The sequence below is a fragment of the Mesorhizobium huakuii genome, from assembly GCF_014189455.1.
Taxonomy (GTDB): domain Bacteria; phylum Pseudomonadota; class Alphaproteobacteria; order Rhizobiales; family Rhizobiaceae; genus Mesorhizobium; species Mesorhizobium huakuii_A.
In genome coordinates this window covers 2,614,946-2,640,194 of the sequence record NZ_CP050296.1, presented here as the reverse complement: position 1 = coordinate 2,640,194, position 25,249 = coordinate 2,614,946, and the positions used below count along the sequence as shown (strand labels likewise).

General features: G+C 64.6%; 23 protein-coding genes and 1 pseudogene. 13 read left to right on the top strand and 11 right to left on the bottom strand.

Annotated elements, in window-relative coordinates; genetic code table 11:
* The 4 genes from HB778_RS13080 (at position 1) to HB778_RS13065 (ending at position 5,606) form a co-directional block, all read left to right on the top strand.
* Entirely contained in the window at positions 1-1,470 is a 1,470-nt protein-coding gene (locus HB778_RS13080) for a sugar ABC transporter ATP-binding protein (RefSeq protein WP_183464276.1), read from the top strand.
* Between the two features lies 1 nt (position 1,471).
* Positions 1,472-2,452 carry an ABC transporter permease gene (locus HB778_RS13075; RefSeq protein WP_183464275.1) on the top strand — a complete coding sequence of 327 codons (981 nt, stop codon included), beginning with the start codon at positions 1,472-1,474 and terminating at the stop codon, positions 2,450-2,452.
* 3 nt (positions 2,453-2,455) lie between these two features.
* A complete protein-coding gene (locus tag HB778_RS13070; RefSeq protein ID WP_183464274.1) occupies positions 2,456-3,403 on the top strand; it encodes an ABC transporter permease in 948 nt (315 codons plus the stop codon).
* A 130-nt stretch (positions 3,404-3,533) separates the two neighbouring features.
* Positions 3,534-5,606 (top strand): 3-hydroxyacyl-CoA dehydrogenase NAD-binding domain-containing protein, encoded by a 2,073-nt coding sequence (locus HB778_RS13065; RefSeq protein WP_183464273.1) that lies wholly within the window; start codon positions 3,534-3,536, stop codon positions 5,604-5,606.
* A 27-nt stretch (positions 5,607-5,633) separates the two neighbouring features.
* Here the strand turns inward: HB778_RS13065 and HB778_RS13060 are convergent, their stop codons facing one another.
* Positions 5,634-6,446, bottom strand: coding sequence for a helix-turn-helix transcriptional regulator (locus tag HB778_RS13060; RefSeq protein WP_183464272.1), 813 nt, complete (start codon positions 6,444-6,446; stop codon positions 5,634-5,636).
* A 114-nt stretch (positions 6,447-6,560) separates the two neighbouring features.
* Between HB778_RS13060 and HB778_RS13055 the strand changes: the two are divergent.
* The 5 genes and pseudogenes from HB778_RS13055 to HB778_RS13035 all read left to right on the top strand — a co-directional run bounded on the left by HB778_RS13055 (position 6,561) and on the right by HB778_RS13035 (position 11,352).
* Positions 6,561-7,696: pseudogene (locus HB778_RS13055) on the top strand (ABC transporter ATP-binding protein).
* Positions 7,677-8,840 (top strand): ABC transporter substrate-binding protein, encoded by a 1,164-nt coding sequence (locus HB778_RS13050; protein ID WP_183464271.1) that lies wholly within the window; start codon positions 7,677-7,679, stop codon positions 8,838-8,840. Before HB778_RS13055 ends, HB778_RS13050 begins: the two are co-directional and overlap by 20 nt.
* Before the next feature lie 64 nt (positions 8,841-8,904).
* The gene (locus HB778_RS13045; RefSeq protein WP_183464270.1) at positions 8,905-9,768 is read left to right on the top strand and encodes an ABC transporter permease; all 864 of its coding nucleotides are present in this window, start codon (positions 8,905-8,907) and stop codon (positions 9,766-9,768) included.
* Complete coding sequence (locus HB778_RS13040) at positions 9,768-10,580, top strand: ABC transporter permease (protein ID WP_183464269.1); 813 nt, start codon at positions 9,768-9,770, stop codon at positions 10,578-10,580. The genes HB778_RS13045 and HB778_RS13040 overlap by 1 nt, the downstream gene beginning before the upstream one ends.
* 10 nt (positions 10,581-10,590) lie before the next feature.
* Positions 10,591-11,352, top strand: a complete 762-nt coding sequence (locus HB778_RS13035) for an SDR family NAD(P)-dependent oxidoreductase (RefSeq protein WP_183464268.1) — start codon at positions 10,591-10,593, stop codon at positions 11,350-11,352.
* Positions 11,353-11,371: 19 nt separating this feature from the next.
* Here the strand turns inward: HB778_RS13035 and HB778_RS13030 are convergent, their stop codons facing one another.
* From HB778_RS13030 to HB778_RS12990, 9 genes are all read right to left on the bottom strand, one after another.
* Positions 11,372-12,880, bottom strand: coding sequence for an aldehyde dehydrogenase family protein (locus HB778_RS13030; protein WP_183464267.1), 1,509 nt, complete (start codon positions 12,878-12,880; stop codon positions 11,372-11,374).
* Between the two features lie 171 nt (positions 12,881-13,051).
* Positions 13,052-13,396, bottom strand: a complete 345-nt coding sequence (locus tag HB778_RS13025; RefSeq protein ID WP_183464266.1) for a cupin domain-containing protein — start codon at positions 13,394-13,396, stop codon at positions 13,052-13,054.
* Between the two features lie 21 nt (positions 13,397-13,417).
* Positions 13,418-13,759: a cupin domain-containing protein gene (locus tag HB778_RS13020; RefSeq protein WP_183464265.1), complete on the bottom strand. Its 342-nt coding sequence runs from the start codon at positions 13,757-13,759 to the stop codon at positions 13,418-13,420.
* Between the two features lie 21 nt (positions 13,760-13,780).
* Entirely contained in the window at positions 13,781-14,131 is a 351-nt protein-coding gene (locus HB778_RS13015) for a cupin domain-containing protein (protein ID WP_140776006.1), read from the bottom strand.
* Positions 14,128-15,300 carry a glycosyltransferase gene (locus HB778_RS13010; protein ID WP_244661904.1) on the bottom strand — a complete coding sequence of 391 codons (1,173 nt, stop codon included), beginning with the start codon at positions 15,298-15,300 and terminating at the stop codon, positions 14,128-14,130. The genes HB778_RS13015 and HB778_RS13010 overlap by 4 nt, the downstream gene beginning before the upstream one ends.
* A gap of 115 nt (positions 15,301-15,415) precedes the next feature.
* Positions 15,416-16,489, bottom strand: coding sequence for an ABC transporter ATP-binding protein (locus HB778_RS13005; protein WP_183464264.1), 1,074 nt, complete (start codon positions 16,487-16,489; stop codon positions 15,416-15,418).
* The gene (locus tag HB778_RS13000) at positions 16,486-17,280 is read right to left on the bottom strand and encodes an ABC transporter permease (protein WP_183464263.1); all 795 of its coding nucleotides are present in this window, start codon (positions 17,278-17,280) and stop codon (positions 16,486-16,488) included. The genes HB778_RS13005 and HB778_RS13000 overlap by 4 nt, the downstream gene beginning before the upstream one ends.
* Entirely contained in the window at positions 17,273-18,115 is an 843-nt protein-coding gene (locus tag HB778_RS12995; RefSeq protein ID WP_183465071.1) for an ABC transporter permease, read from the bottom strand. Before HB778_RS12995 ends, HB778_RS13000 begins: the two co-directional genes overlap by 8 nt.
* 94 nt (positions 18,116-18,209) lie before the next feature.
* Positions 18,210-19,274, bottom strand: coding sequence for a polyamine ABC transporter substrate-binding protein (locus HB778_RS12990; protein ID WP_183464262.1), 1,065 nt, complete (start codon positions 19,272-19,274; stop codon positions 18,210-18,212).
* Between the two features lie 298 nt (positions 19,275-19,572).
* Between HB778_RS12990 and HB778_RS12985 the strand changes: the two genes are divergently transcribed.
* The 4 genes from HB778_RS12985 (at position 19,573) to HB778_RS12970 (ending at position 24,419) form a co-directional block, all read left to right on the top strand.
* Positions 19,573-20,463, top strand: a complete 891-nt coding sequence (locus HB778_RS12985; protein WP_244661903.1) for a GntR family transcriptional regulator — start codon at positions 19,573-19,575, stop codon at positions 20,461-20,463.
* Positions 20,460-21,662: a glycosyltransferase gene (locus HB778_RS12980; RefSeq protein ID WP_244661902.1), complete on the top strand. Its 1,203-nt coding sequence runs from the start codon at positions 20,460-20,462 to the stop codon at positions 21,660-21,662. Before HB778_RS12985 ends, HB778_RS12980 begins: the two co-directional genes overlap by 4 nt.
* An 85-nt stretch (positions 21,663-21,747) precedes the next feature.
* A complete protein-coding gene (locus HB778_RS12975; RefSeq protein ID WP_183465070.1) occupies positions 21,748-23,118 on the top strand; it encodes a glutamine synthetase family protein in 1,371 nt (456 codons plus the stop codon).
* A gap of 2 nt (positions 23,119-23,120) precedes the next feature.
* Positions 23,121-24,419, top strand: coding sequence for an NAD(P)/FAD-dependent oxidoreductase (locus HB778_RS12970; protein WP_183464261.1), 1,299 nt, complete (start codon positions 23,121-23,123; stop codon positions 24,417-24,419).
* Positions 24,420-24,435: 16 nt separating this feature from the next.
* On the opposite strand, the gene HB778_RS12965 is transcribed toward HB778_RS12970, so the two are convergent.
* Complete coding sequence (locus HB778_RS12965) at positions 24,436-25,206, bottom strand: IclR family transcriptional regulator (RefSeq protein WP_183464260.1); 771 nt, start codon at positions 25,204-25,206, stop codon at positions 24,436-24,438.
* Between the last annotated feature and the right edge of the window lie 43 nt (positions 25,207-25,249).

The following is a 25,249-nucleotide window of genomic DNA, read 5'->3' as shown; positions in this document are numbered from 1 at the left end:
ATGCCTGAAGGGAACGCTGACATCATAAGACTGAACGGCGCCGAAAAACATTTCGGCGCCGTTCGCGCGCTGGGCGGGGTGGATTTCCATGTCCGGCCCGGCGAATGCGTCGGCCTGGTCGGCCACAATGGCGCCGGCAAATCGACGTTGATGCACATGGTGGCGGGCACGCTCGTGCCCGACAGCGGCAAGATCGGCGTGCATGGCGGCATCGAGGACAACTACTCGGTGTCGCGGGCGCAGAAACTCGGCATACGCTGCGTGTTCCAGGAACTGTCGCTGTGCCCCAATCTCAGCGTCGCCGAAAACACGCGCATCAACCACGCCTCGCTCTCGGGCCTCGGCTGGCGGCGCAAGGCGGCAGCACTCATCACCGCCAAGCTTGACGAAATCTTTCCGGATCATGGCATCTCGGCCTGGGACATTGTCGGCGACCTGTCGATCGGCCGGCGCCAGATGGTCGAGGTGGCGCGCGCCTTCACGGTCACCCAGGACCGGCTCGACCTCGTCATCCTCGACGAGCCGACATCGTCGCTCGACGCGCATACATCAGGCCAGTTGCTGGCCTTTGTGCGCCGCTTCGTCGCCGGCGGCAAAAGCTGCATCCTGATCTCGCATGTGCTGGGCGAGGTGCTGAAAAATGCCGACCGCATCGTGGTGATGCGCGACGGCAAGGTGGTTGTCGCTGATGCGGCAAATGCCTTCGACCGCGACCGGCTGGTGACGGCGATGGGCGGGGCGGAGGCACGGCAGAAGATCGCGGCGGCGATTGCCGCCGCCAAGCCGGCGGCCAGTCCGCTGCGGGTGCGGGCGCGTCCCGCCGCGCAGAAGGACGGCGCCGACCTTGTCGCCCGCGCCGGCGAGATCATCGGCCTTGCGGGGTTGGCGGGACACGGCCAGACCGACCTGCTGCTGGCGATTTTCGCTGCTGCTTCCCGCGCCAGGACCGGCATCGAAGTGACCGCGCCAGTAGCGCTGGTGGCCGGCGACCGCCAGTCGGATGGCATTTTCCCGCAATGGTCGATCGCGCAAAATATCGGCATCCGTTCGCTGGCGCGTTTGCGCAATGGCCTGTTGATCTCGCCGCGGCGCGAGGCCGAACTCGCCGAGGCCTGGCAGAAGAAGATCGGCATCCGCACGCCCGACATGAACAACAACATTTTTTCGCTGTCGGGCGGCAACCAGCAGAAGGCGCTGTTTGCCCGCGCGCTCGGCTCGGATGCGGAAATCGTGCTGATGGACGATCCGATGCGCGGCGTCGATATCGGCACCAAACTAGAAGTCTACGACCTCGTGCGCGAAGAGGCTGGCCGCGGCCGCACCTTCCTCTGGTACACGACGGAAACCGAGGAACTCGACAATTGCGACCATGTCTATGTCTTCAAGAACGGCCGCATCGTCGCCAATCTGGGTCGCGACGAATTGACCGAAGAGAAGATCATCCAGTCCTCGTTCGGCGACGCGGCCTGAGATGACCGCCGCCAGTCTCGACACCACTGCCAGGAGTTCCGCCGAGCGCGGCGCGCTGGCCCGTGCCCGCCTTTTGCGCGGGCTGCTGCCGGCGCTGTCGCTGGCATTGGTGCTCGCCGCCATTGCCTGGCTCAACCCGCGCGCCATCAGCTATTTCGGCTTCAGCCTGATGCTGAACCTGGCGATCCCGATCGCGCTGGCGACGATCGCGCAGATGTTCGTCATTGCAGGCAACGAGCTCGACCTGTCGATCGGCACCTTTGTCGGTTTCGTCGGCTGCGTCACCGCGACCTGGCTGAAGGAGGCGCCGCTCATCGGCGTCGCCATCCTGCTTGGCTCGATCGGCATCTATGCGCTGCTTGGCGCGCTGATCCATCTGCGCAATCTGCCGTCGATCGTGGTGACGCTCGGCATGAGTTTCGTCTGGCAGGGGCTCGCCATCCTCGTCCTGCCCAAGCCCGGCGGCAAGGCGCCGGACTGGCTGCTGGCGATCATGTCGTTCAAGCCGCCCTTCATTCCCTTCCCGATCATCGCGGCGCTGCTGATCGGCCTCGTCGTCCATTTCGGCCTGATGCGCACCTCCTATGGCGTGATCCTGCGCGGCTCCGGTGGCAATCCGGCCGCGCTCAAGCGCGCCGGCTGGTCGCTGCTGAAGACCAAGATCGTGCTGTTCGCGCTGGCCGGCCTGTTCGGCGTGCTGTCGGGCATGGCGCTGATCGGCATCACCACCTCGGCCGACGCCAATATCGGCAATGGCTATACGCTGCTGGCGATCGCCGGCGTCATCCTCGGCGGCGGTGAATTCGTCGGCGGTCGGGTGTCGCCGATCGGCGCGGTGATCGGCGCGCTGACACTGGCGCTGGCGGCCTCGCCGCTGCTCACCTTCATGCACATTCCGCCGGACTGGCAGGTGGCCGCCAACGGCGCCATCCTGATCATCGTGCTGGCGGCGCGGGTGCTGATCAGCCGCAAGGAGAGGTGAGCGATGATCTTGGTGAAATCGCTGGCCGGCAAACCCTGGGTATGGTCGTTCCTCGGCGCGCTTGTCGTGTGGCTGGCGACGATCGCCTTCACCGGCGGCTATGGCGCCGGCGGCATGGTGACGGCAGCGCTGTCGCTTGCAGTGTTCACCGTCATCGTTGGCGTCGGCCAGATGTTCGTCATCACGCTCGGCCCCGGCAATGTCGACCTGTCGCTGCCGGCCAACATCGGGCTCGCCAGCGCGGTTGCCATGAAGGTGATGGCCGGCAGCGATTCCATGATCGTGGTAGGCCTTCTGGCAGCGCTCGCCTGCGGCGCGGCGATCGGCGCGGTCAACTATCTGCTGATCTGGGCGCTGCGCATTCCGCCGATCATCGCCACTTTGTCGGCGAGCTTCATCATCCAGTCCATCGACATCAGCTATGGGCGCGGGCTGCAGATCAAGCCGCCGCCGGGCTTTGCCGATTTCACCAATTGGCAGATCCTGGGCATCCCCGTGCTGGCGGTGCTGACCGTCTTGTTCACCATCGGCGCGGCCATGGCCCTGCAGCGCATGATCTATGGCCGCTCGGTGCTGGCGATCGGCCAGAACATCCGCGCCGCATGGCTCGCCGGCGTCAATGTCGGCCGCATCCGCTTCCTCACCTACACACTGTCGGGCGCGCTCGGCGGCATCGATGGCGCGCTGCTTGCCGGCTATTTCCGCGGCGCCAATGTCGACATCGGCAATGAATATCTGCTCGCCTCGATCGCCGTCGTGGTCATCGGCGGCACGTCGGTGGCCGGCGGCAAGGCCAACGTGCCGGGTGTGTGGGGCGCGGCGCTATTCCTGGTGCTGCTTTTGACCATGCTCAACACCTTTGGGGTCAGCGCCGGGGTGCGTCTGCTGCTGACGGGGCTGATCATTGTCGGCGTTATTACGGCGGCGGGTGGGGAGAAGGCGGTGCGGTAGCGTGAGGGATCACGACGCATCGACGCTGAGTTCTTGCGCAATCGTTGGGCCAGCCCAACAGCGGGTTCCCATTCGTGGCGGGGCCTAGTAAACCCTTCCGCGATCTCAGTCGGTCCCGGGAGGGCTCTGCTTGTCCAGTTCTGTCAGCGTCGTGAACGACAATGGCGTCGCCATCGTCACCATCGACAATCCGCCGGTCAACGCGCTGAGCTTTCATGTCCGCGAGCCGCTGATGCAGGCGCTCGTTGCCTTGCGCGATGACGCGTCGGTGGCGGCCATTGTGATTGCCTGCGCTGGACGGACCTTCGTCGCCGGCGCCGACATCACCGAATTCGGCAAGCCGGTGCAACAGCCCGATCTGCGTGCCATCGTGGCGATGTTGGAAACCATCGCCAAGCCGACGGTTGCCGCCATCCACGGCACGGCGCTCGGCGGTGGGCTGGAACTGGCGCTCGGCTGCCATTTCCGTGTCGCCGATGCCGGCGCCAAGCTCGGCCTGCCCGAAGTCAAGCTCGGCATCTTGCCAGGCGGTGGCGGCACGGTGCGGTTGCTGCGTCTTGTCGGCGCGGTGAAGGCCCTGAAGATGATTGTCTCGGGTACGCCGATCGGCGCGACCGAAGCGCATGCCGGCGGTCTGGTCGATGCCGTTTTCGAAGGCGATCTGACCACGCACGCCGTGAACTTTGCCCGCGAAATCGCCCGCAAGGGTGGTCCGTTCACGCCGGTGCGTGATCGCGATGACTTGCTTGGCGAAACGGATCTCACGGCTTTCGATGCCGAGGCGGCGGATCTCGCAAGGAAAGCGCGCGGGCTCGAAGCGCCGGTCGCCTGCGCGCAAGCGGTGCGCAATGCCGTCACGCTGCCCTTCGACGAAGCGCTGGCAGAGGAGCGCGTGCTGTTCGCAAAACTGGTCGCCAGCGACCAGTCGCGGGCGCAGCGCCATCTGTTCTTCGCCGAACGTGAGGCGGCAAAGCTTCCCGGCAAGGACACGCCCAAGCGCAGGATCGCGCGCGTCGGTGTCATCGGCGCCGGCACGATGGGCGGCGGCATCGCCATGGCCTTCGCCAATGGCGGTTTCTCGGTCACTTTGCTGGAAACCAGCGCGGAAGCGCTGCAGCGCGGGCTGGGCACGATCGAGAAGAACTATGCCGTTTCCGTTTCGCGCGGTTCCTTGACCGAAGACGCCAAGCATCAGCGGCTCGCCCAGTTCAAGGGCTCGACCGACTATGCCGATCTCGCCGAATGCGACTTGATCATCGAGGCGGTGTTCGAGGACATGGCGGTGAAGAAGGAGGTGTTCGGCAGGCTCGACGCCGTGACCAAGCCGGGCGCCATCCTCGCCACCAACACCTCCTATCTCGACATCAACGAAATCGCCGGCTCCATCTCGCGACCGCAGGATGTGCTCGGCCTGCATTTCTTCTCGCCGGCCAATGTCATGAAGCTGCTGGAGATCGTGCGCGCCGACAAGACCGCGCCGGATGCGCTGGCGACCGTCATCGATCTGGCACGGCGGATCGGCAAGGTGGCTGTCGTCGTCGGCGTCTGCCATGGCTTCGTCGGCAACCGCATGCTGGCCGCGCGCGGTTCGGAATCGGAAGCGCTGCTGCTGGAGGGCGCGACACCCAGCCAGATCGACAAGGCCTTCACCGATTTCGGCTGGCCGATGGGGCCGTTCCAGATGGGCGATCTCGCCGGCCTCGACATTGGCTGGCGCAACCGCAAGGCACGCGGCCTGACGGCCGTCATCGCCGACACGCTGTGTGAGCAGGGGCGTTTCGGCCAGAAGACCGGCCGGGGGTTCTACCTCTACGAGGCCGGCGCGCGGGCAGGCGTTCCCGATCCCGAGGTCGAGGCGCTGATCCGTGACAAGGCCGCTGAGCGTGGCATCGCGCCGCGTGCCATCAGTGCGGAAGAAATCATCGAGCGCACGCTCTATCCCCTGGTCAATGAGGGCGCGAAGATCCTCGAAGAGAAGATCGCGGCCCGCGCCTCGGACATCGATGTCGTCTGGGTCAATGGCTACGGTTTTCCGATCGGCAAGGGCGGGCCGATGTTCTGGGCTGGCCTGGAAGGGGCGGCAAAGATCGTCGAACGGCTCGAGCATTGGCACCAGCAGACCGGCAAGGATGTGTTCGGGCCGGCACCGCTGCTGAAGCGGATGGCCGAGACAGGTTCCTGGGATGGCGACGCGTCAGCCTGATCAAACGACCGCTGAAGGCCGTGGCAATTACCGGATCCGCGCGTCGATGATCTCGACGAAGCGGGCGAACAGGCCGGCCTGCGACTTGATCTTGAGCTTGCGATAGATGTTGCGGCGGTGAACTTTTACCGTTCCCGGCACGATGCGCATGGCTCTCGCGATCGATTCCGTCGAGTGCCCCTGCAGCACCAGGTCGACGACATGCTTTTCGCGCGGCGTCAGCGACAGGCTTTTCCAGATGTGGGCGCGGTCGAACTCGTTGGCCGCAGCGATTGTCTCGTCCTGCTTGGCTTCAGCGGGCTCGTCGGCGGGAAGGGCGGGCCAACGCAACCTGATGAAACTGATCACTGCCGGCGCCATGTCGCGCAGCAGCCTGGCATCGGCGGTGCCGAACGGGCCTGAGGCGCGCAGCCGCATCAGCGACAGCACCAGCGCGTCCTTGCCGGGCAGCGGCACGAAGAAGCCGACCTCCTCGGCGAGCCTGGTCTGGCTGTAATAGGAGCGAAAATACTCGCTGGCATAGAAGCGGTCGGGCGCCAGTTCGCGCATGCGCCAGAACCCTTCCTTGCGCTCGACCGCCGCGTGGTGGAACGGGTCGAGCAGATAGGGTCCTTCCTGATAGAGCGCGACGAAGACATGGCTTTCGGCCGGCGAGAAGGTCTCGAACAGCAGCGGCGGTCGTGACGCGCCACGATAGCCGAAGATCACGCAATGGTCGAAGTCGATATGCTGGCGTAGCCAGTCGACCATCGCCTTGCCGAACTGATCGCCGCTCGTCTCCCGCGTCGCGGCGACCAGGGCGGCGAGCCGGCTGTATTCGTCGCTGCGCGATGCGCTCAATCCATACCCCCTTAAACGAGAAAATAGATCAGATATACCACCTGCGAGGTATATACTAGCTGGCATTGGCTCTGGTAGCGTCCTCAAATTGCCTTGTTGCTGGAGCCGCAGCCTTTGACCGCAGTGCCCGACATCGAGTTTCGCGGCGTCACCAAGCGCTATGGCGCGGTGACCGCGGTCAGCGGCATCGATCTCGCTATTCCACCCTCCGCTTTCGTCGCCCTGCTCGGGCCGTCCGGCTGCGGCAAGACGACGTGCCTGCGCATGATCGGCGGTTTCGAACAGCCGAGCGAAGGCCAGGTGTTCATCCGCGCCAGGATATGGCCGGCACGCCGCCCTACTGGCGGCCGGTCAACATGGTGTTCCAGCAATACGCGCTGTTCCCGCATCTCGATGTGGAAGCCAATGTGTCCTACGGGCTGCGCCAGGCACGACCGCGCCTGTCGTCGCAGGAGATCGGCCGGCGCGCCGGCGAAGCGCTCGAAATGGTGCGGCTCGCCGGCTATGGCGGCCGCAAGATCCACGAACTGTCCGGCGGCCAGCAGCAGCGCGTCGCGCTGGCGCGTGCATTGGTCAACAAGCCGGCGGTGCTGTTGCTCGACGAGCCGCTGGCGGCGCTCGACAAGAAGCTGCGCACCGACATGCAGATCGAACTGCAGAACCTGCAGCGCGAGATCGGCATCACTTTCGTGCTGGTCACCCACGACCAGGAGGAAGCGCTATCGATGAGCGATTTCGTCTGCGTCATGAATGGGGGTCGCATCGTCCAGCTCGGCCAGCCGAGCGAGATCTATGACGAGCCGGCCGATCTGTTCGTCGCCGATTTCGTCGGCAAGACCAATCTGTTGAGCGGCACCGTCACCGGACACTCAGGCGATCTGGTCGACATTGCGCTTGCCGACGGCACCGTCATTGCGGCGCGCAAGCGCACCGCCTTGCGCCAGGGCGAGACCGTTTCGGTCAGCCTGCGCCCGGAATCGCTCAGCCTCGGCGCTCCAGCAGGCGGTCCGCTCAAGGGCATCGTGCGCAACCGCATCTTCCTGGGCTCGACCGCGGAATACGCGATCGAGGTCCAGGGCATCGGAACGCTGCTGGCCAAGGCCGACCATCTGATCGGCCAGGGCAATCTCTTCAAGCCGGGCGAACCCGTCGCCATCGGCTATGCCTCGGGAACGCCGCTGGCGTTTCCGGAGACCAAGAACAACGGGACCAACCAGAGGGTAAACCAAAATGTCGAAATCATATCGTGACGGACTGCCGATAAGCCCTGAAAAATTCGTAGACCAATTGATGCGCCTGAAGCGCGGCTCGATCGGCCGCCGCGATTTCCTTGGCCTCACCGGCCTTGGTATCGCGACGGCGGTGATGGCGCGCGAGATCGGCATCATGCCGACGCCGGCCTTTGCCGCTGAAAACCTTGGCGACCGCATGTCGATTGCCACCTGGCCGAACTATCATGACCCGCAGACTTTCGAGAACTTCAAGAAGGACACCGGCGTCGCCGTCGAGGTCAATGTGTTCGGCTCCAATGAGGAGATGCTCGCCAAGCTGCAGGCCGGCGCCTCGGGCTGGAGCCTGTTCGTGCCGACCAATTATACGATCTCGACCTACAAGAAGCTCGGCATTATCGAGCCGCTCGACATGGCCAAGCTGGCGAATTTCGACGGCACGCAGGAAGATCCGCGCTTCACCTCGGAAGGCACGATCGACAAGGTGATCTACGCCGTGCCGAAGAACTGGGGCACGACGGGTTTTGCCATCAACACCAAGAAGCTGACCAAGCCGATGACGAGCTGGAAGGAGTTTTGGGACACCGCCATGGCCGAAGGCGACGGCCGCACCATGGTGCACGACTACCAGCTGACCACGATCGGCAATGCGCTGAAATATTATGGCTACTCGTTCAACTCGCTCAAGCAGGACGAGCTCGCCAAGGCCGAGGAACTGCTGCTCAAGGTCAAGCCGCATCTGTTCGCGGTCTCGTCGGACTATCAACCGGGCATGCGCGCCGGCGACGCCTGGATGACGATGTGCTGGACCAATGACGGCGCGCAGCTCCATCGCGACATTCCCGAGATCGCCTATGTGCTGGGCAAGGAAGGTGGCGAGATCTGGACCGATTTCTATGCCATCCCGAAGGACGCGCCGAACAAGCCAGCCGGCTATGCCTTGCTCAACTACCTGATGAATCCGCAGGTCGCGGTGAAGGAGCATCTCGCCAACGGTGCGCCCTCGACCGATGCGCGCGTCAACAAGCTGCTGCCCAAGGAAGTGCTCGACAATCCGATCCTCTATCCGGCGGCGGATTTGTTGACGCCGCTCGAATTCGGCGCGGCGGCAACGCTGACCGATCCGGGCCGCGCCGAACTGATGGCGCGCTTCAAGTCGGCCTGAGGATCGGCCTGACGCAGACAGAAAACCGGCGGGCACGGGTCCGCCGGCATCGGGGCGGTTTTCAATGCACGGCAACAGATTTCGTCACAATTTCCTGACCGCCTTGCTGCTCGCTCCGGCAACGGCGTGGCTGGTGGTGTTCCTGGTGCTGCCGTTCATCGCCATAGCCATCTTCAGCGTCGGCGAGCGGGCGCCGGAGGGCGGCTATCAGGCCGCCTTCACGCTGGCGCAATACGCCAATTTGCCGGCGCGGGCGACCGCCTTCTGGAACACGATGGTGCTGGCGCCGGTCGGCGCGCTCGCCTGCCTGCTCGTCGCCTATCCGGTCGCCTATTACCTCGCCTTGCAGGCGCCGCAGCGCTGGCGGCTGATCCTGCTCGCGCTGGTCGTCATTCCGTTCTGGACCAGCCTTTTGATGCGGACCTATGCCTGGATGTACATTCTGGGCGGGCGCGGCATCCCGGCGCTGCTCGCCTTTGTCGGCATCGAAGATGTCAGGCTGATCAACACGCCGGGCGCCGTCCTGCTCGGCATCGTCTATGGCTATCTGCCGCTGATGATCCTGCCGATCTATGTCAGCCTCGAGCGGCTCGACCGCAGGCTGCTGGAGGCCTCCACCGATCTCGGCGCGACGCCGCTGTCGACCTTTCTGGGGGTGACCCTAAAGCTGTCGCTGCCGGGCGTGATGACCGGCTTCTCGCTGGTCATGATCCTGCTGCTTGGCGAGTATCTGATCCCAACGCTGCTCGGCGGCGGCAAGGTGTTCTTCATCGGCAACGCGCTGGTCGATCTGTTCCTGCAGTCGCGCAACTGGCCGTTCGGCTCGGCCATCGCGATCACGCTGGTGGCGGTTTCGGTGGTGGTGCTGATTGCCGCCAACCGCATCTCGACCCGGGTTTCGGGCGCACGCCGGGTGGACCTGATCTGATGCGTGCCTTCGTCACCGCCGTTTTTGCCTTCCTCTATCTGCCGATCGCGCTGGTCGTGCTGTTCTCCTTCAATGCCGGCCGCCATGCCAGCGAGTTCACCGGCTTCTCGGTGCAGTGGTACGGCACGGCGCTGTCGAACCCGTTCCTGGTCGAAGCGCTGAAGAACAGCCTGTTCATCGCCACCACCAGTGCGCTTCTGGCGGCGGTGTGTGGCACGGCCGCTGCGCTCGGCCTGGCGCGCGTGGGTATGCGGACCCGCGCCGTCTTCGACGCGCTGCTGGGTGCCGCGATCGTCGTTCCCGGCGTCGTTATCGGCATCTCGACGCTGGTCGCGCTTGTCCAGCTGTTCGGCGTGGTCAATCCATTCCTCGCCTCGATCTGGCCGGGCGATCAGCCGCCCAAGCTGTCGCTTGGCTATGGGTCGATCATTGCCGCGCATGGCCTGTTCTCAATGGCGCTGGTGACGATGATCGTCGGCACGCGGCTCGGCAGCCTCGACCGCAATCTGGTCGAGGCCTCGAGCGATCTCTACGCCACGCCGCTGACGACGTTCCGTTCGATCGTCCTGCCGCAGATCATGCCGGCGGTGGTTGCCGGCTTCCTGCTTGCCTTCACCTTCTCCTTCGACGATTTCATCGTCGCCTTCTTCGTCGCCGGCGCGCAGACGACGCTGCCGATCTATGTCTTCGCCTCGATCCGGCGCGGCGTGACGCCTGAAATCAACGCCATCGCGACGATCGTGCTCGTCGCCTCGGTCCTGCTCGTGGTGCTTGCCCAATGGCAGCTGCGCCAGCGCAAGCCGTCCAACTGAAAGCCGCATCATGATCCTCAAAGACCGCATCGCCGTGGTGACAGGCGCCGGTTCCGGCATCGGCCGCGCCGGCGCCATGATCATGGCCAGGGAAGGCGCGAAGGTGATCATCGCTGACAGGGATCAGGCCAGCGGCGAGGCGACAGCTTCCGACATCCGCGCGACGGGTGGGCAGGCGGAGGCCATCGCCACCGATGTCTCGGACGACGCGGCGGTGGACGAGCTGATTACCGGCACGCTCGGCAGATATGGCCGCATCGACATCCTGCACAATCATGCCGGCATCCAGGTCGGCGGGACGCTGACCGAGGTCGAGACCGAAGGCATGGATGCCTCCTGGCGGATCAATGTGCGGGCGCAGTTCCTGGCGGCAAAGATCGTGATGCCGTCGATGGTGGCGCAAGGCGGTGGCGTCATCCTCAACACGGCTTCCAATTCGGGCGTGTTCTACGACCGCGAGATGATCGCCTATGCGACATCGAAACACGCGGTGGTGGCAATGACGCGGCAGATGTCGCTCGACTACGCCCGCCACAATGTGCGCGTCAACGCGCTCTGCCCGGGCTGGGTCGACACGCCGTTCAACGAACCGTTCATCGCCCAGATGGGTGGGCGTGAGGCGATCGAAACCTATGTCCGCACCAAGATCCCGATGGGGCGCTGGGCGAGCGCGGACGAAATCGCCGAGGCGATCCTGTTCCTGGTCTCCGACCGCTCATCCTTCATGACCGGCCAGGCGCTGGTGATCGACGGCGGCGAAAGCATCGGCTGAGCGGCGTCTCGGCTTTTGGTCAGACGTGCTTGCGGCCGCCGGTCTCGCGGAACCAGCTGTCGGGGTAGGGATACCACCAGTCCTGGATCGCCGGCTTGTGGTCGATGATGACCATTTTCGAGCGGCGGAAGGCGTCGAGCCCCTGCCGTCCCAGCTCGCGGCCGAGGCCTGATGCCTTCCAGCCGCCGAACGGCAAGGCGTCATTGTCGATCAGCGGATTGTTGACCCAGACCATGCCGGCCTCGAGCCGTTCGGCCGCCTCATGCGCTTCGGCGAGATCGGTGGTGAAGACGGAAGCGCCGAGGCCGAATGGGCTGTCATTGGCAAGCCGGATCGCCTCGTCGAAATCCTTCACCCGGCAGATGGCGGCGACCGGGCCAAAGCACTCTTCGCGCACGATCGCCATGTCAGGGGTGACGCCGGTCAGGATGGTCGGTTCGTAGAACCAGCCGGTGTTGTGCGCCAGCGGAATGCGTCCGCCGGTGACGGCTTTGGCGCCGTGGGCAATGGCGTCGTCCACAAGGCGCATGACCTTGGCCCGGGCCGCTTCGCTGACCAGTGGCCCGATCTCGGTCTTGTCCATGCCGTTGCCGATGCGCAGTGCACGTGTCCTTTCGGCAAACAATTCGACGAAACGATCATGCACGGCATCGACGACGAAGAAGCGCTCGGCCGAGGTGCATACCTGGCCGGTCAGATGGAAGGCGGCGGTGACGCTGCCCGCCGCGGCTATGTCGAGCGGGGCATGCTCACTGATGATCAGCGGATCGCTGCCGCCGGCCTCGATGACGCAAGGCTTCATGCGTTCGGCGCAAGCGACAGCCACCGCCTTGCCGGCAGCGACCGAGCCGGTGAAGGCGACCGCGTGGGTGCGATCGGAAGTGATCAGAGTCTGCGCCGTGGCCGCCCCACCGGGCAGGCAGGAGACGAGGCCTTCGGGCAGGGAGCGGAACACGGCCATGTAGTCCAGTGTCGACAGCGTCGTCGCCTCGGCCGGCTTGACGATGCAGGCATTGCCGGCGGCAAGCGAGGCGGCCACCGTCCAGCACATCAACAGGATCGGGAAATTGTAAGGCATGATGTGGACGGAGACGCCATAGGGCTCGTAGCGCGCATACTGGAACGAGCCGGCCTGCGTCGTGCCGGCGATCTTGCCGGCATCGTCCCGCGCCATCTCGGCATAGTAACGGAAGATCGGCGCGCAATTGGCGATCTCGCCGATCGCTTCGGGATAGGGCTTGCCCATCTCGCGCACCATCAGTTCGGCGCAGCGCGTGAAATCGGCCGCCTCGATGGCGTTGGCGACGACATGGAGGTGTTTTGCCCGGCTCTTGGCATCGAGCTTTTTCCAGGCGGCTTGCGCCTTGGTTGCCGCAGCGACCGCCGCGTCGATCTCGCCGTCGCTGGCCGCCGCGATCGCGCCGACCGTTTCCAGCGTCGCCGGATCGATCACCGGTTTGCTTACGCCGGCCATCGGCCGGTAGTCCGGATTGACGAAGAAGGTCGGCCGGTCAGGGGAGAAATGCATTTTCGTCCTCCTCCACGTATGGAGCCTTTTGAGAATTCGCCCTGCCGAGGCAGATGGCGCGGCTTTCGGGGTCGACACCGTCGACGAGCGCAGCGGACATTTAGGTCCGTGAGCACCGGAAGCGCAGAAAGCCGCGTCAGGTGTCCGGCAGGGTAGAATTATCGGAAAGGCTCAGCGGATCATGTAGACCTTCTTGATCGTCTCGTGGACGGTGCAGACGCCCTTCCAGTCCTGCGGAAAGAACGCTGCCGTGTCCGGCTCGATCTCGATGACTTCGCCCGACTCGTGCACATAGGTGCAGCGGCCTTCGAGGAAGTGGCAGAACTCGTCGCGGGTGACGTGGCAGTGCCATTTGCCCGGTGTGCAGACCCACAGCCCGCATTCCGAGCGGCCTTCCGGTCCCTTGTAGAGCAGCTTGCCCGAGGTGTGGGACTGGCCCTCGATCATGGTCGGGATGACGCCCCAGTCGACGAGGTCGGTGACTGCGAGCGGCGATTGCATGATTGGCGTGGTCATATCGATTTCCTTGAAAAATGCTCACCGGCACATGAAAGCCTTGGTCAGCGTTTGCGTGATGATGGAGATGCCGGTCCAGCCGGCGGGAAAGAACACCAGTGTGCCGGCCGTGACCCGAATCTCTTCGCCATTGTCATGGACATAGCTGCCGTGACCCGACAGGAAGTGGCAGAATTCGTCGGCGGCAAATGTTACCTTGCGGGTGCCTGGCGTGCAGGACCACAGGCCGCACTCGCTCGATCCGTCCTGGTTCTGCGACAGGATCTTGCCGGAGGCGCGCGGCTCCCCGGCAAGCGTGTTGCTGCCCGCGCCCCAATCCTCCAGTTCAACGGCCGAGGCCTGCGGCCAATGCGGTGTCGACATGTCGTGTAGCTCCGTTGCTGTTCAGGCCAGCATGTAGACGTTGCGCATGGTCTCATGCACAGTGCATTCGCCCGTCCAGCCGGCGGGGAACATGACCACGGTCCCGGCCGACACTTCTATCACTTCGCCGACATCCGAGCGGTAGGTCGCGCGGCCGGCGACGAAATGGCACAATTCGTCGCGCGGGATCGAGAGCCGCCAGCGGCCGGGCGTGCACACCCAGATGCCGGATTCCGGCTGGTTGTTGGGTCCCTTGTGCACAAGCCGGCCGGTCGAGTGCGAGGCGCCTTCCAGTGCGTCGGGCTGGGCGCCCCAGTCGACGAGATCGGTGCGGGTGGAGGCCTGGTGGAGGTGCGGAGCGGAAGAGGTCACAGCAGCGCCTCCAGCAGCCCTGCAGCCTTCTCAGGCCCATTCTGCGCGTGCATCTGCGCCGAAGTCTTCGCCAGCTTCGCCTTGATCCTGGGATCTGTCAGGCAGGCCTCGATCTTTGCGACCAGATCGGCATCGCTCCAGTCATAGCGCGGCATGCCGAAGCCGTGGCCGGTTTCCTCGACCCGGGTGGCGTTGTCGTGGCCGTCCCAGACATAGGGCATGATGATCGCCGGCTTGCCGAAATAGAGGCACTCGGTGAACGAGTTGTTGCCGCCATGGTGGATCACCGCATCGACCTGCGGGATCACCGAAGGCTGCGGGAACCAGCTCTCGACGATGACGTTGCCGGGCACGTCGGTGTACTGGTCCTTGTAGCCGCCGACATTGACCAGCGCGCGGTAGCGCGTCTTGCCCAGGGTCGCGATGATGCGCTTCAACAGCTCGACATCGCCCGCACCCAGGCTGCCGAAGGAGACATAGAGCAGCGGCCCGTCATTGTTTTGGGCGAAGGTCGGTATCGCATAAGGCTTCTCCTGCCGCACGCAGCCTTCGAGATACTGGAACTTTGCCAGATCAAGCGGATGACGGCGCTTGAATTTTGCCGCCTCGGGATAGAGCAGCAAATTGAGATAGGGCGACGCCTCGAAGAACTGGCCGACCGGATAGGCCGCCTCGTTGTTGGCCTTCAGGAAGGCATTGAAGTCGTCGTGGATCGGCTTGATCACCGCGTTGAAGTGGTCGCGGTAGCGCTGATGTCCGGCATGGTCGTTCTCGCCGCAGCCTGAGAGATGCGGCGGGATGTCCTCGTCCTCGATCTCGTTTTCCGAGCAGGAGATGACGCGCACCCATGGCTTGCCGAACTGTTTTATGGCCGGAAACAGGATGACGTTGTCGACGCAGATCACGTCGGGCTTGATGGCGGCCAGCACGCCCGGCAGGTCCTTCTGCGCCCATTTGGCGCTGTCGACGATCGCGGTCCAGCAATCCTTCACATAGTTGTCGACCTGGTCGTAGGGCGATTTGCGGAAATTCGGGATGTGGCCGTTGATGAAATCCTCCCAGAACTTCGCCATCTGTTCGGGCGGCATCGGTTCGGACAGGTTCACCGGATGCGCCTCGAAGCCGTAGCCCCTGTAGACCTCGACAAAACCGGGATCGGAGAGGAACACAGCCTTGTGGCCGCGCGCCTCGACGGCTTGCGCGATGCCGACGGAATTGAGCGCCGGGCCGTAGGCCGCTTCGGGAAAAAAACGCGATCGTCTTCTGCGCCATCAAGCTTCTCCTCTATTCCTCAAAAATTCTGACATCGGTGGCATCCCAGCCGAGTTCGATCTGGTCGCCTGACGAAACCGGCCTGCGGTCGGCGGCATCGGCAGTGACGCGCACCAGGAACGGTTTTGGCGACAGCGGTGTGCGGACATGCAGCTGCAGGTCGAGGCCGTGATAGGCCAGCGCCTCGACGGTGCCGGTCGTGCGGTTGGCGGTCTGAGCCTCTGGAAACAGTCGGATGCGCTCGGGCCGCACCGAGGCAACCGCCGATGCGCCCGGTGTGAGCGTGGCGGGCGCCTTGCCGGCAATGCGCGCGCCATTCGCCGCCACCACGCCATCGGCTGACACTTTGCCCGGCACGAAATTCATTACGCCGATGAAGTCGGCGACGAAACGGTCGGCCGGATGCTCGTAGACCGCGTGCGGCGTGTCGCATTGCAGCAGCCTGCCGTCTTTCAACACCGCCATGCGGTCGGCCATGACCAGCGATTCTTCCTGGTCGTGAGTGACGATGACGAAGGTGATGCCGACCTCGTGCTGCAGCCGCTTCAGTTCCAGTTGCATGGCGCCGCGCAGCTTCTTGTCGAGGGCGCCGAGCGGCTCGTCGAGCAGCAGCAGGCGGGGCCGCTTGACCAGGGCGCGGGCGAGCGCGACGCGCTGCTTCTGGCCGCCCGACAGTTGTTCCGGCTTGCGGTCGGCGAAGGGGACGAGTTCGGTGGTCGCCAGGATGGCGTCGACGCGCGCGCGGATTTCCTTAGCCGGCAGCCGTTCCATTTCCAGGCCATAGGAGACATTGGCGCGCACGCTCATATGCGGAAACAGCGCGTAGGACTGGAACATCAGATTGACCGGCCGCTTGTTGGGCGGGGTCCTGGCGATGTCCTTGCCGTCGAGCAGGATGCGGCCGTCGCTCGGCGTCTCGAAACCGGCGAGCATGCGCAAGAGCGTGGTCTTGCCGCAGCCGGAGGGGCCGAGCAGCGCGAAGAATTCGTTCTCCCGGATATCGAGCGAGATGCCGTCGACGGCGGTGACGCGGCCGAAATTCTTCGACACATGATCGATGGCCAGCAGCGTGCGCGGTTCGCTCATTGGCCGATCATTCCCCGGTTAAGCCGCTGCGACAGGGTGAGCGCGGTGATCGAGACCGCCATGACGATGGTCGCCAGCGCGTTGATCTCCGGCGTGATGCCGAAGCGGATCATGGCGTAGATCTGCATCGGCAGCGTGGTCGAGGCGCGGCCGGCGCCAGCGGTGAAGAAGGCGATGATGAACTCGTCGACCGACAGCGTGAAGGCAAGCAGCGCGCCGGCGATCACCGCTGGCAGGATGACCGGCAAGGTCACGCGCCGAAACGTGGTGAGCGCGGAGGCGCCGAGATCGGCGGAGGCCTCGACGATCGACCAGTCGAAGTTCTTCAGCCGGGCACGCACCACCGAGCAGACGAAGGCGAGGTTGAAGACGACATGGGCGAGGATGATGGTGTGCAGCCCCATGGTCAGGTTGAGCATGGAAAAGAACGACAGCAACGCGATCGCCAGCACGATGTCGGGGATGATCATCGGCGCGAAGATCAGGGCTTCGAGGCCCTTGCCATATTGCCGGCGCATCTCGACGCCGATTGCCAGCAGTGTGCCGAGCAAGGTTGCGATTGCGGTCGAGACCAGGGCGACGATCAGCGTGTTGAGCGCGGCGGACAGGATCGCGGAATTGTGGGCGAGTGAGACATACCATTTCAGGGAGAAGCCCGACCATGCCGTGGGCAACCCGCCTTCATTGAAGGACAGCGCCACCAGCACGGCGATCGGGATGTAGAGGAAGGCGAAGACGAGGCCGAGCACGAGCCAGAGCGTGCGCCGCGTGGCAGGGGAGCGCTCAGCCATCGACGTTACCTCTTGCCTCAGCCGCACGCCCAGCGGCGCGATTGGCAGCCATCGCCTGCGCCATCAGCACCAGCAGCATGATGGCGATCAGCGCCATCGCGAGTGCCGCGCCGAACGGCCAGTCATTGGCGGTCAGGAACTGGTCGTAGACGAGGTTGCCGATCATCTGGAAGCGGCCGCCACCGAGCAGCGCCGGTGTGACGAAATTGCCGATCGACAGCACGAAGACGAAGACCGCGCCGGCGGCGATGCCGGGCACGGTCAGCGGCAGGATGACACGACGAAATGTGGTGGCGGCGGAAGCGCCGAGATCGCGCGAGGCTTCGGCGAGTTCCGGGTTGAGGCGCGACAGTGGCGCGTAGCAGGCGAGGATGACGAAGGGCAGATAGTTGTAGACCAGGCCGGCGATGACTGCGCCTTCCGTATAGAGCATCGACGGCGGCTCGCCGGTGTAGCCGAACCAGCGCAGAAGCTGGGTGATCAGGCCTTCGCGGTTGAGCAGCACGATCCAGGCATAGGTGCGGATCAGATAGTTGGACCAGAACGGCAGCACGGCAAAAAACAGGAACACTGGCTGCCACCGGCGCGGGGCGGCTGCGATGGCATAGGCGGCGGCATAACCGATCACCACCGCGATCAGGGTAGCCGTGCCGGCAATGCGTGCGGACTTCAGGAAAATGCCAGCATAGAGCGGGTCGAAGACCAGCCCGAAATTCTCCAGCGTGAAGGTGTAGTCGATGCCGCCATAGATGCCGCGCCGGAAGAAGGCGAGCGCCAGCACCAATGCACACGGCACCACCATCAGCGCAGTCAGCCAGACCAGCGCCGGGGCCATCAGCAGGGAGGAACGAAGTCGGGTCTGGGACAATTTCTCAGGTACCGCTCAGGGCCGGCGGCAGAAGCACCGCCGGCCGTGATGTCTGCGCCACTTACTGCGCGGCCTTGATCTCGCTGACGATCTTGGAATAGTCGCGCTGGGCTTCGCCGACGTCACGCAGCTGTTCGAACTTGACGAGGTCGGCCACCGGCATCGCCATGTTGGGGAATTTGGCCAGGAAATCGGCCGGCAGGCTTTCCATCGCCGGCTTGTTCGGCACCTTGTAGTCGATGTTCTGCGCCGCCCAGGCGTGGTTCTTGGCGTCAAGCATGAAGTTGATGAACTTGAAGGCGTCGTCCTTGTGCTCGGATGCCTTCATCACCACCATCGTGTCGACCCAGAGATCCGAACCTTCCTTCGGAATGACGTATTTGATCTCCGGCTTTTCGGCGATACCGTAATTGCACCAGCCGTCCCAGGCCTGCACCATCAGCGCCTCGCCCGACACCAGCTTCGAATAGAAGGTGGTGTCGTCATAAGCGAGCAGGGTTTTCTTGGCCGAGATCAGCAGGTCCTTGACCTCGGCCATCTTGGCCGGGTCGGTCTCGTTGACGGAAAAGCCCTTGTCGAGCTGCCCGGCGGCCAGCAGCCAGCGATCGGTCGCCAGCATGGTGGTCTTGCCCTTGAGCGCGTCGGAAGGCGCGAGCAGGTCGCTCCAGCTCGTCGGCGCTACTTTCACCAGATCCGAGCGGTAGCAGAGGCCGGTCGTGCCCCAGGTGTAAGGCACGGAGAAGGTGTTGCCGACATCGTGCGGCAGCTTGGTCGCTTCCGGGTAGAGGTTGGCGAAGTTGGGGACCTTGGCGTGGTCGATCGGCTCGGTCAGGCCGAGCTTGTTCAGCACCTCGGCGAAGGGCGAGGAAACGAAGACCACGTCATAGCCCTTGCCGCCGGCGGCAATCAGCTTGCCCATGATCTCTTCATTGGTGGCGTGCACCACCACTTCGCCGGAGACGCCGGTGGCGGTCTTGAAGGCGGCCATGGCGTCGGGCGCCATGTAGCCGTCCCAGTTGGAGATGACGAGGTCGGCGGCCATCGCCGGCGCCGACAGCGCCAGGGCAAGGCCGACAGCGATTGAAGAAACCTTGAGCGCACGGCGCCGCGGGCTGGTAGCGGTCATGGCAGACTCCCATTCCGGTTGATCGTCGAATTCTGTGCTGGACCGGGCGCGACCCATGCCGCTGCTTTCGATCCTGTTCCCTCGGTCTTTTTCTCGCCGATTGCATAGACAGTACTATTGCAGAAAAAAGTACGTCAATCCATAATTTGTCAAGCGACCGAGGAATCTGGCCGATTGCGTCCGCGAGGCCGATCGGTCAAATCATGTAGGTCACGTCCGTCCACCGAGAATTGTCATGCAAGCCGCAGCCCGACGACCTCGCACCAACCATCTCGATCTGGCGCAGCGCATCCTGGATGTGGCGCGGCAGCGCGGTTTCGAACCCGGCACGCGTCTCCCGGAGCAGCAGATCGCCTCGCTGTGCAATGTCTCGCGCACACCGGTGCGGGCCGCACTCAGCCTGCTCGCGGAGCGGGGCGTCGTGCGTTGGGAGGCCGATACCGGCTATCATCTGGCTGTGGACCTTACCGCACAGTCGGCCATATCAGCCGAATTGCCTGCCGCGGAGGAAGACGAGCTCGCCGAAGCGATTCTGCGCGACCGGTCGGCGCGGCGATTGGACCAGACAGTGACCGCCGCAGGCTTGATGCGACGGTACAGTGCCGAGAGAAAGACGGTACTAAAAGCGCTTAATAAACTGACGGAAGAGAATCTTCTGGACCGTGCGCCCGGCCAGTCCTGGCTGTTCCGCCGCACGCCAGACGATCCGGAAGCGCAAGGCGAAAGCTATGAGTTCCGCTTGTTGTTGGAGCCAGCGGCCATCCTGATACCTGGATTTCGGCTGGACGGCGCGCGGGCGGCGGCGTTGCGGCAGGGCATGGACGCGCTGTCAGCGCAGCCGGATGCGGCATTCGATACGCGCGAGTTCCAGCGGCTGGACATGGATTTCCACGGCATGATCGCCGAGGGTTGTGCCAACCGCTTCGTCGCCGACGCGCTGGCCGATCATCTCCGGCTGCGCCGGCTGCCGGGCATCTATGCCGGCGTCAACGTCTTCCGGCTGCGGCAATCCTTGCTGGAACATTTGAACATACTCGACCATCTTGAAAGCCGGCAGTATGAGGTGGCTGCCGATCTGCTTCGCATCCACCTGCGGCTCTCCCGCAACCAGCGACCGCAAGCGGCCAGCCGCGGCGCCCCCCGCGCTGTTCGGCATGATCAGCCGGCCGGAATGACGAGGATTAATTGACGCGCAAAGCCAGCCCGACCATCGCGCTGTTTCCCGAAGCAAGCTTCGGCGCTGCGTTGAATTGCGTCGGCATCGCGCAGGCGTTGCGCGCCAAGGGCGCGCGGCCCGTCTTCATCTGCCATGCCGGCTTCTCCGGCGTCTTTGCCGACTATGGTTTCCAGGAATATCAGCTGCCGACCGATGAGCCGCTGAGCGACAGCGAGCGCCAGAGTTATTGGCAGGCCTTCGTGCGCCGGCACCTGCCGCATTTCCGGCTGAGCCCGATCGACCAGCTCGAGACCTATGTCGCGCCGACCTGGCAAGCGATCGTCGACACGGCGGTCAATGCCGAGGCGCCGCTGCGGCAATTGCTGGCGCGGCTGAAACCGGATGCGGTTGTGCTCGACAATGTCATCATGTTCCCGGCAATCGCCGCCGCCGGCTGCCCCTGGGTGCGTGTCGTCTCCTGCGCCGAGACGGAACTGCCGGACGCCGAAGTGCCGCCCTACCTTTCAGGGATGGCTGCCGACGATCCGCAACGCGCGGCGTTCGAGGCCCGTTACCTCACGGCCTCTGCCCCGGCACATGACCGCTTCAACCGCTTTCGCGTCGATGCCGGCCTGACGCCGTTGCCGAAGGGCCTGTTCCTCGAAAGCTCGCCCGACCTCAATCTGCTGTTGACGCCGGCGATCGTGCGGCGCGAACGAGCTGAGCCGCTTGATCCCGAACGTTTCGTCTATCTCGAGGGCTGCGTGCGCTCGGAAGGGCCGTTCGAGGTGCCGGTGTTTCCGCGCAATGGCGGGCCGCTGGTCTATGTCGCCTTCGGCAGTCTCGGCGCCATGGATGTCGGGCTGATCGAGCGCATGCTCACCGTCTTCGACAGGCTGCCGGCGCGCTTCATCGTCAATGTCGGTGGCCTGCGCGACGCCTATCGCGCGGTGCCCGACAATGTCTATCTCGACGCCTGGTTTCCGCAGCCATCGGTGGTGGCGAAGTCGGACCTGTTCATCCACCATGGCGGCAACAACAGTTTTTGCGAGGCGCTGCGCTTCGGTGTGCCGTCGCTGATCATGCCCTATTGCTGGGATGGACACGACAATGCGCGCCGCGCCGAAGAGACCGGCACCGGCGACCATATCGGCCGTGACGGCTGGACCGAAGGAGTATTGAGAGAGCCATTCTCGGCCTGCTGGCCGACGACGCCATGCGCGCCCGCCTGAGGGACAATGCAGCCCGGATGGCGCTGCAACCCGGAACGGACGTGGCCGCGCAAGCCATACTCTCTCTGATACGGACTTGAACGAAATGCTCGACAAGAACACGAATACCGCGACCAACGATCCCAAGGCTTGGCTGGCCCAGCACGGCATCAACGAGGTCGAGTGCCTGGTGCCCGACATGAACGGCGTGCTGCGTGGCAAGGCGCTGCCGACGGCGAAATTCTTCAAGGCGCTGGAAGACCGTGCGCTCTATCTGCCGAGTAGCGCTTTCCTGGTCAGCATCGACGGCCGCTATTCCGGCTCGATCGACGAGGGCTTTGCCTATTCGGACCCGGACATGCGCATGGTGCCTGACGTTTCGACGCTGTGCCTGGCGCCGGGTGCCGGGGCGGGGAAGGCCTATGTCTTCGCCGACGCCTTCCACATGGACGGCAGGCCATGGATGGCCTCGCCGCGCCATGTGTTGCGGGCCGTGCTCGATCTCTACCGCCAGCGCGGCTGGCGCGCGGTGGTGGCGCCGGAGGTCGAATTCTATCTCACCGCGCCCAACCCCGATCCGGACAGGCCGCTCAGCGCACCGGTCGGCGCCAATGGCCGCACTGAAACCGTGCAGCACCCCTATGACATGGTGGCACTGGAAGAATTCGAACCGGTGATCCGGCGTGTCTATGATTATGCCGCGGCCGCCGGACTGCCGCTCGACACGCTGATCCATGAATCGGGTACGGCGCAGCTGGAGATCAACCTCCTGCATGGCGACGCGCTGCAGCTGGCCGACCAGGTGCTTTTGTTCAAGCGACTGACGCGCCAGGCCGCGCAGCAATGCGGCATGCACGCCACCTTCATGGCCAAGCCGATCGCGGCGCAAGCGGGCAGTTCGATGCATCTGCACATGTCTGTTGTCGACGAGGCGGGCAATGCGCTGTTTGCCAGCGCTGACGATGCCGACACCGAGATGTTCGGCCATTTCATCGGCGGCCTGCAGAAATACGTGCCGGAGATCATGCCGCTGTTCGCGCCCAACGTGAATTCGTTCCGCCGGATACGGCCGAACCACAGCGCGCCGGCCAACATCGAATGGTCGCATGACAATCGCTCCTGCGGCCTGCGCGTGCCGGCCGGTGGCCGCGCGGCGCGGCGCGTGGAGAACCGGCTGCCGGGTGCCGATTCCAATCCCTATCTGGCGATCGCCGGCTCGCTGCTCGCCGGCTATCTCGGCGTCGAGCAGAAACTGGCGCGCTCGGCCGAGGCTTTAGGCAACGCCTACAAGATCAAGAGCACGCTGCCGAAAACCATGGAGGAGGCGCTCGACCGCTTCACGGCTTGCGAGCCGGTGCGCAAACTGCTCGGCGAGGACTTCTTCCAGACCTATCTGCGCGTCAAGAGCGTCGAACTCGACCTGTTCCAGAGCGTGGTGACGAGCTGGGAACGCGACCATTTGCTGCTGAAGGTGTGATCATGGCATCTTCAACGGGTTTCAATTCCGGCCTCGATATCGGCAAATCCTATTATGTCGCCACCGCCAATCCGGCGCCGGACCATCCGGCGCTTGTCGGCGATGTCGAAGCCGACCTGGTGGTTGTCGGCGGCGGCTGCACCGGCCTGTCGGCCGCCCTTCACGCCGCCGAGCGCGGCCTGAAGGTGGTGCTGCTCGAAGGCGGCAAGATCGGCTGGGGCGCATCGGGCCGCAATGGCGGCCAGATGATCCCCGGCCTGCGCAAGGGCGCCAAGGGCCTGGTCAAGCTTTACGGCCCCGAGCGGGCGAAGGTGCTGTTTGACCTTGCCTTCGAGGCGCGCGGCCTGGTGCTCGACATCATCGAGCGCCATGCCATCGACTGCGATCTGCGGTTGACCGGCCATCTGGTCGGCGCCGTCAACGGCTCCGATCTCAAGGATTTGGAGGAAGAGGCCAAGTGCCTCGAGAGCGTGATGAAATTCCGCGATGTCGAGATCCTCTCGGCGGCGGACGCCCGCGCCAAGGTCGACACATCATATCACGGCGCGATGTACGAGCCGCTTGGCGGCCACATGCATCCGCTGAACTACACGCTCGGCCTTGCCCGTGCGGCAGTGGCCGCCGGCGTGGTCATCCACGAGAATTCGGTGGCTGTGAAACTGGAGCGCGAGCCTGCGATCCGGGTCTCGACCTCAAAGGGGTCGGTGCGCGCCAAACATGTCGTGCTGGCGGGCGATGCGCTGCTGCATGGGTTGGAGCCGCGCGTCAACAGCCGCATCATGCCGGTTGGCAACTATATCGTCGCCACCGAGCCGCTGGAGGGCACGCGCAACGTCATCCCGGCCAATGTCGCGGTGTCGGACACGCGCTTCGTCGTCAATTACTACCGCATGTCGGCAGACGGCCGCCTGCTGTTCGGCGGCGGCGAGCGCTACACGCCATCGCCGCCGGCCGACATAGCCGGCTTCGTGCGGCCGCATATGGAAGCCACCTTCCCGCAACTCAGGGGTTGCCGCATCGATCATGCCTGGGGAGGGCTGGTGTCGGTGACGACATCACGGCTGCCGCATGTCGGGCACTATGGCGAGGTCTATTTCGCGCATGGCTATTCCGGCAAGGGCGTCATCCTGTCGACGCTGTCGGGCAAGCTGCTCGCCGAAGCGATCACCGGGGATGCCTCGCGACTGGATCTGTTCTCGACGCTGACCCCGCTGCCGTTCCCCGGCGGCACGGCCCTGCGTGGGCCGCTCTATGTGCTGGGCATGTTGTGGTACGCGATGCGGGATCGGATAAAGCATTGAGGTCGCGAGAAGCGACCTAAACCACGAAGAAATCCTCGATGCGCTCTCTGGCCCCAAGCAGCGCCGGCAGGATTTCCCGTTCCATCTCCGCGACCGAAAATCGCGCCGACTGGGTCGAGACATTGATCGCCGCGACCGTGCTGCCAGCGCGGTCGCGGATCGGCACGGCGATGGAGCGCAGGCCGAGCTCCAGCTCCTCGTCGACGATCACAAAGCCGTTCGCCTTCGCCTTGCCGATGGCCTCGGCCAGCAGCCCGATGTCGGTGATCGTCTTCGGCGTCCGTCTTTCGATGGTCGCCTGGTGCAGGAATTTGTCGAGGTCCCCTGGCGCCAGGCCGGCGAGCAGCATGCGCCCCATCGAGGTGCAATAGGCGGGCAGCCTGGTGCCGACATCGAGCGACACGCTGAGGATGCGGCGGCCGGGGATGCGGGCGACATAGACGACATCCTGGCCCGACAGGATCGCCGCCGAACAGGCCTCGTTCAACTGCGTTGCCACAGCACGCATGATCGGCGCGGCGAAGCTCCACAGCGAGCCGCCGCCGAGCCAGGTGCGGGCAACGGTCAACAAGCGCGGCGACAGCGAGAACACACGGCCGTCCTGGGTGGCATAGCCGGTGGCGACAAGCGTCAGCAGGAAGCGGCGGGCGCCGGCACGGGTCAGGCCGGCTTCCTCGGCCATCTCGGTCAGCGTCATGCCCTGGGGGTGGCGGGCGAGAATCTCCATCACGGCAAGGCCACGCTCCAGCGAGCCGACATGGTCACGGGAAGCAGCCTCTTCGTCCATCTCACCTCCGCCAAACGGCATCGTCGCCAGGATTGACTCCGCG

Excerpts from the sequence above, each read along its gene's own strand:
- HB778_RS13080 (WP_183464276.1), top strand. The coding sequence starts at position 1 with ATGCCTGAAGGGAACGCTGACATCATAAGACTGAACGGCGCCGAAAAA.
- HB778_RS13075 (WP_183464275.1), top strand. The coding sequence starts at position 1,472 with ATGACCGCCGCCAGTCTCGACACCACTGCCAGGAGTTCCGCCGAGCGC.
- HB778_RS13070 (WP_183464274.1), top strand. The coding sequence starts at position 2,456 with ATGATCTTGGTGAAATCGCTGGCCGGCAAACCCTGGGTATGGTCGTTC.
- HB778_RS13050 (WP_183464271.1), top strand. The coding sequence starts at position 7,677 with ATGTCGAAATCATATCGTGACGGACTGCCGATAAGCCCTGAAAAATTC.
- HB778_RS13045 (WP_183464270.1), top strand. The coding sequence starts at position 8,905 with ATGCACGGCAACAGATTTCGTCACAATTTCCTGACCGCCTTGCTGCTC.
- HB778_RS13040 (WP_183464269.1), top strand. The coding sequence starts at position 9,768 with ATGCGTGCCTTCGTCACCGCCGTTTTTGCCTTCCTCTATCTGCCGATC.
- HB778_RS13035 (WP_183464268.1), top strand. The coding sequence starts at position 10,591 with ATGATCCTCAAAGACCGCATCGCCGTGGTGACAGGCGCCGGTTCCGGC.
- HB778_RS13030 (WP_183464267.1), bottom strand. The coding sequence starts at position 12,880 with ATGCATTTCTCCCCTGACCGGCCGACCTTCTTCGTCAATCCGGACTAC.
- HB778_RS13025 (WP_183464266.1), bottom strand. The coding sequence starts at position 13,396 with ATGACCACGCCAATCATGCAATCGCCGCTCGCAGTCACCGACCTCGTC.
- HB778_RS13020 (WP_183464265.1), bottom strand. The coding sequence starts at position 13,759 with ATGTCGACACCGCATTGGCCGCAGGCCTCGGCCGTTGAACTGGAGGAT.
- HB778_RS13005 (WP_183464264.1), bottom strand. The coding sequence starts at position 16,489 with ATGAGCGAACCGCGCACGCTGCTGGCCATCGATCATGTGTCGAAGAAT.
- HB778_RS13000 (WP_183464263.1), bottom strand. The coding sequence starts at position 17,280 with ATGGCTGAGCGCTCCCCTGCCACGCGGCGCACGCTCTGGCTCGTGCTC.
- HB778_RS12995 (WP_183465071.1), bottom strand. The coding sequence starts at position 18,115 with ATGGCCCCGGCGCTGGTCTGGCTGACTGCGCTGATGGTGGTGCCGTGT.
- HB778_RS12990 (WP_183464262.1), bottom strand. The coding sequence starts at position 19,274 with ATGACCGCTACCAGCCCGCGGCGCCGTGCGCTCAAGGTTTCTTCAATC.
- HB778_RS12975 (WP_183465070.1), top strand. The coding sequence starts at position 21,748 with ATGCTCGACAAGAACACGAATACCGCGACCAACGATCCCAAGGCTTGG.
- HB778_RS12970 (WP_183464261.1), top strand. The coding sequence starts at position 23,121 with ATGGCATCTTCAACGGGTTTCAATTCCGGCCTCGATATCGGCAAATCC.
- HB778_RS12965 (WP_183464260.1), bottom strand. The coding sequence starts at position 25,206 with ATGGACGAAGAGGCTGCTTCCCGTGACCATGTCGGCTCGCTGGAGCGT.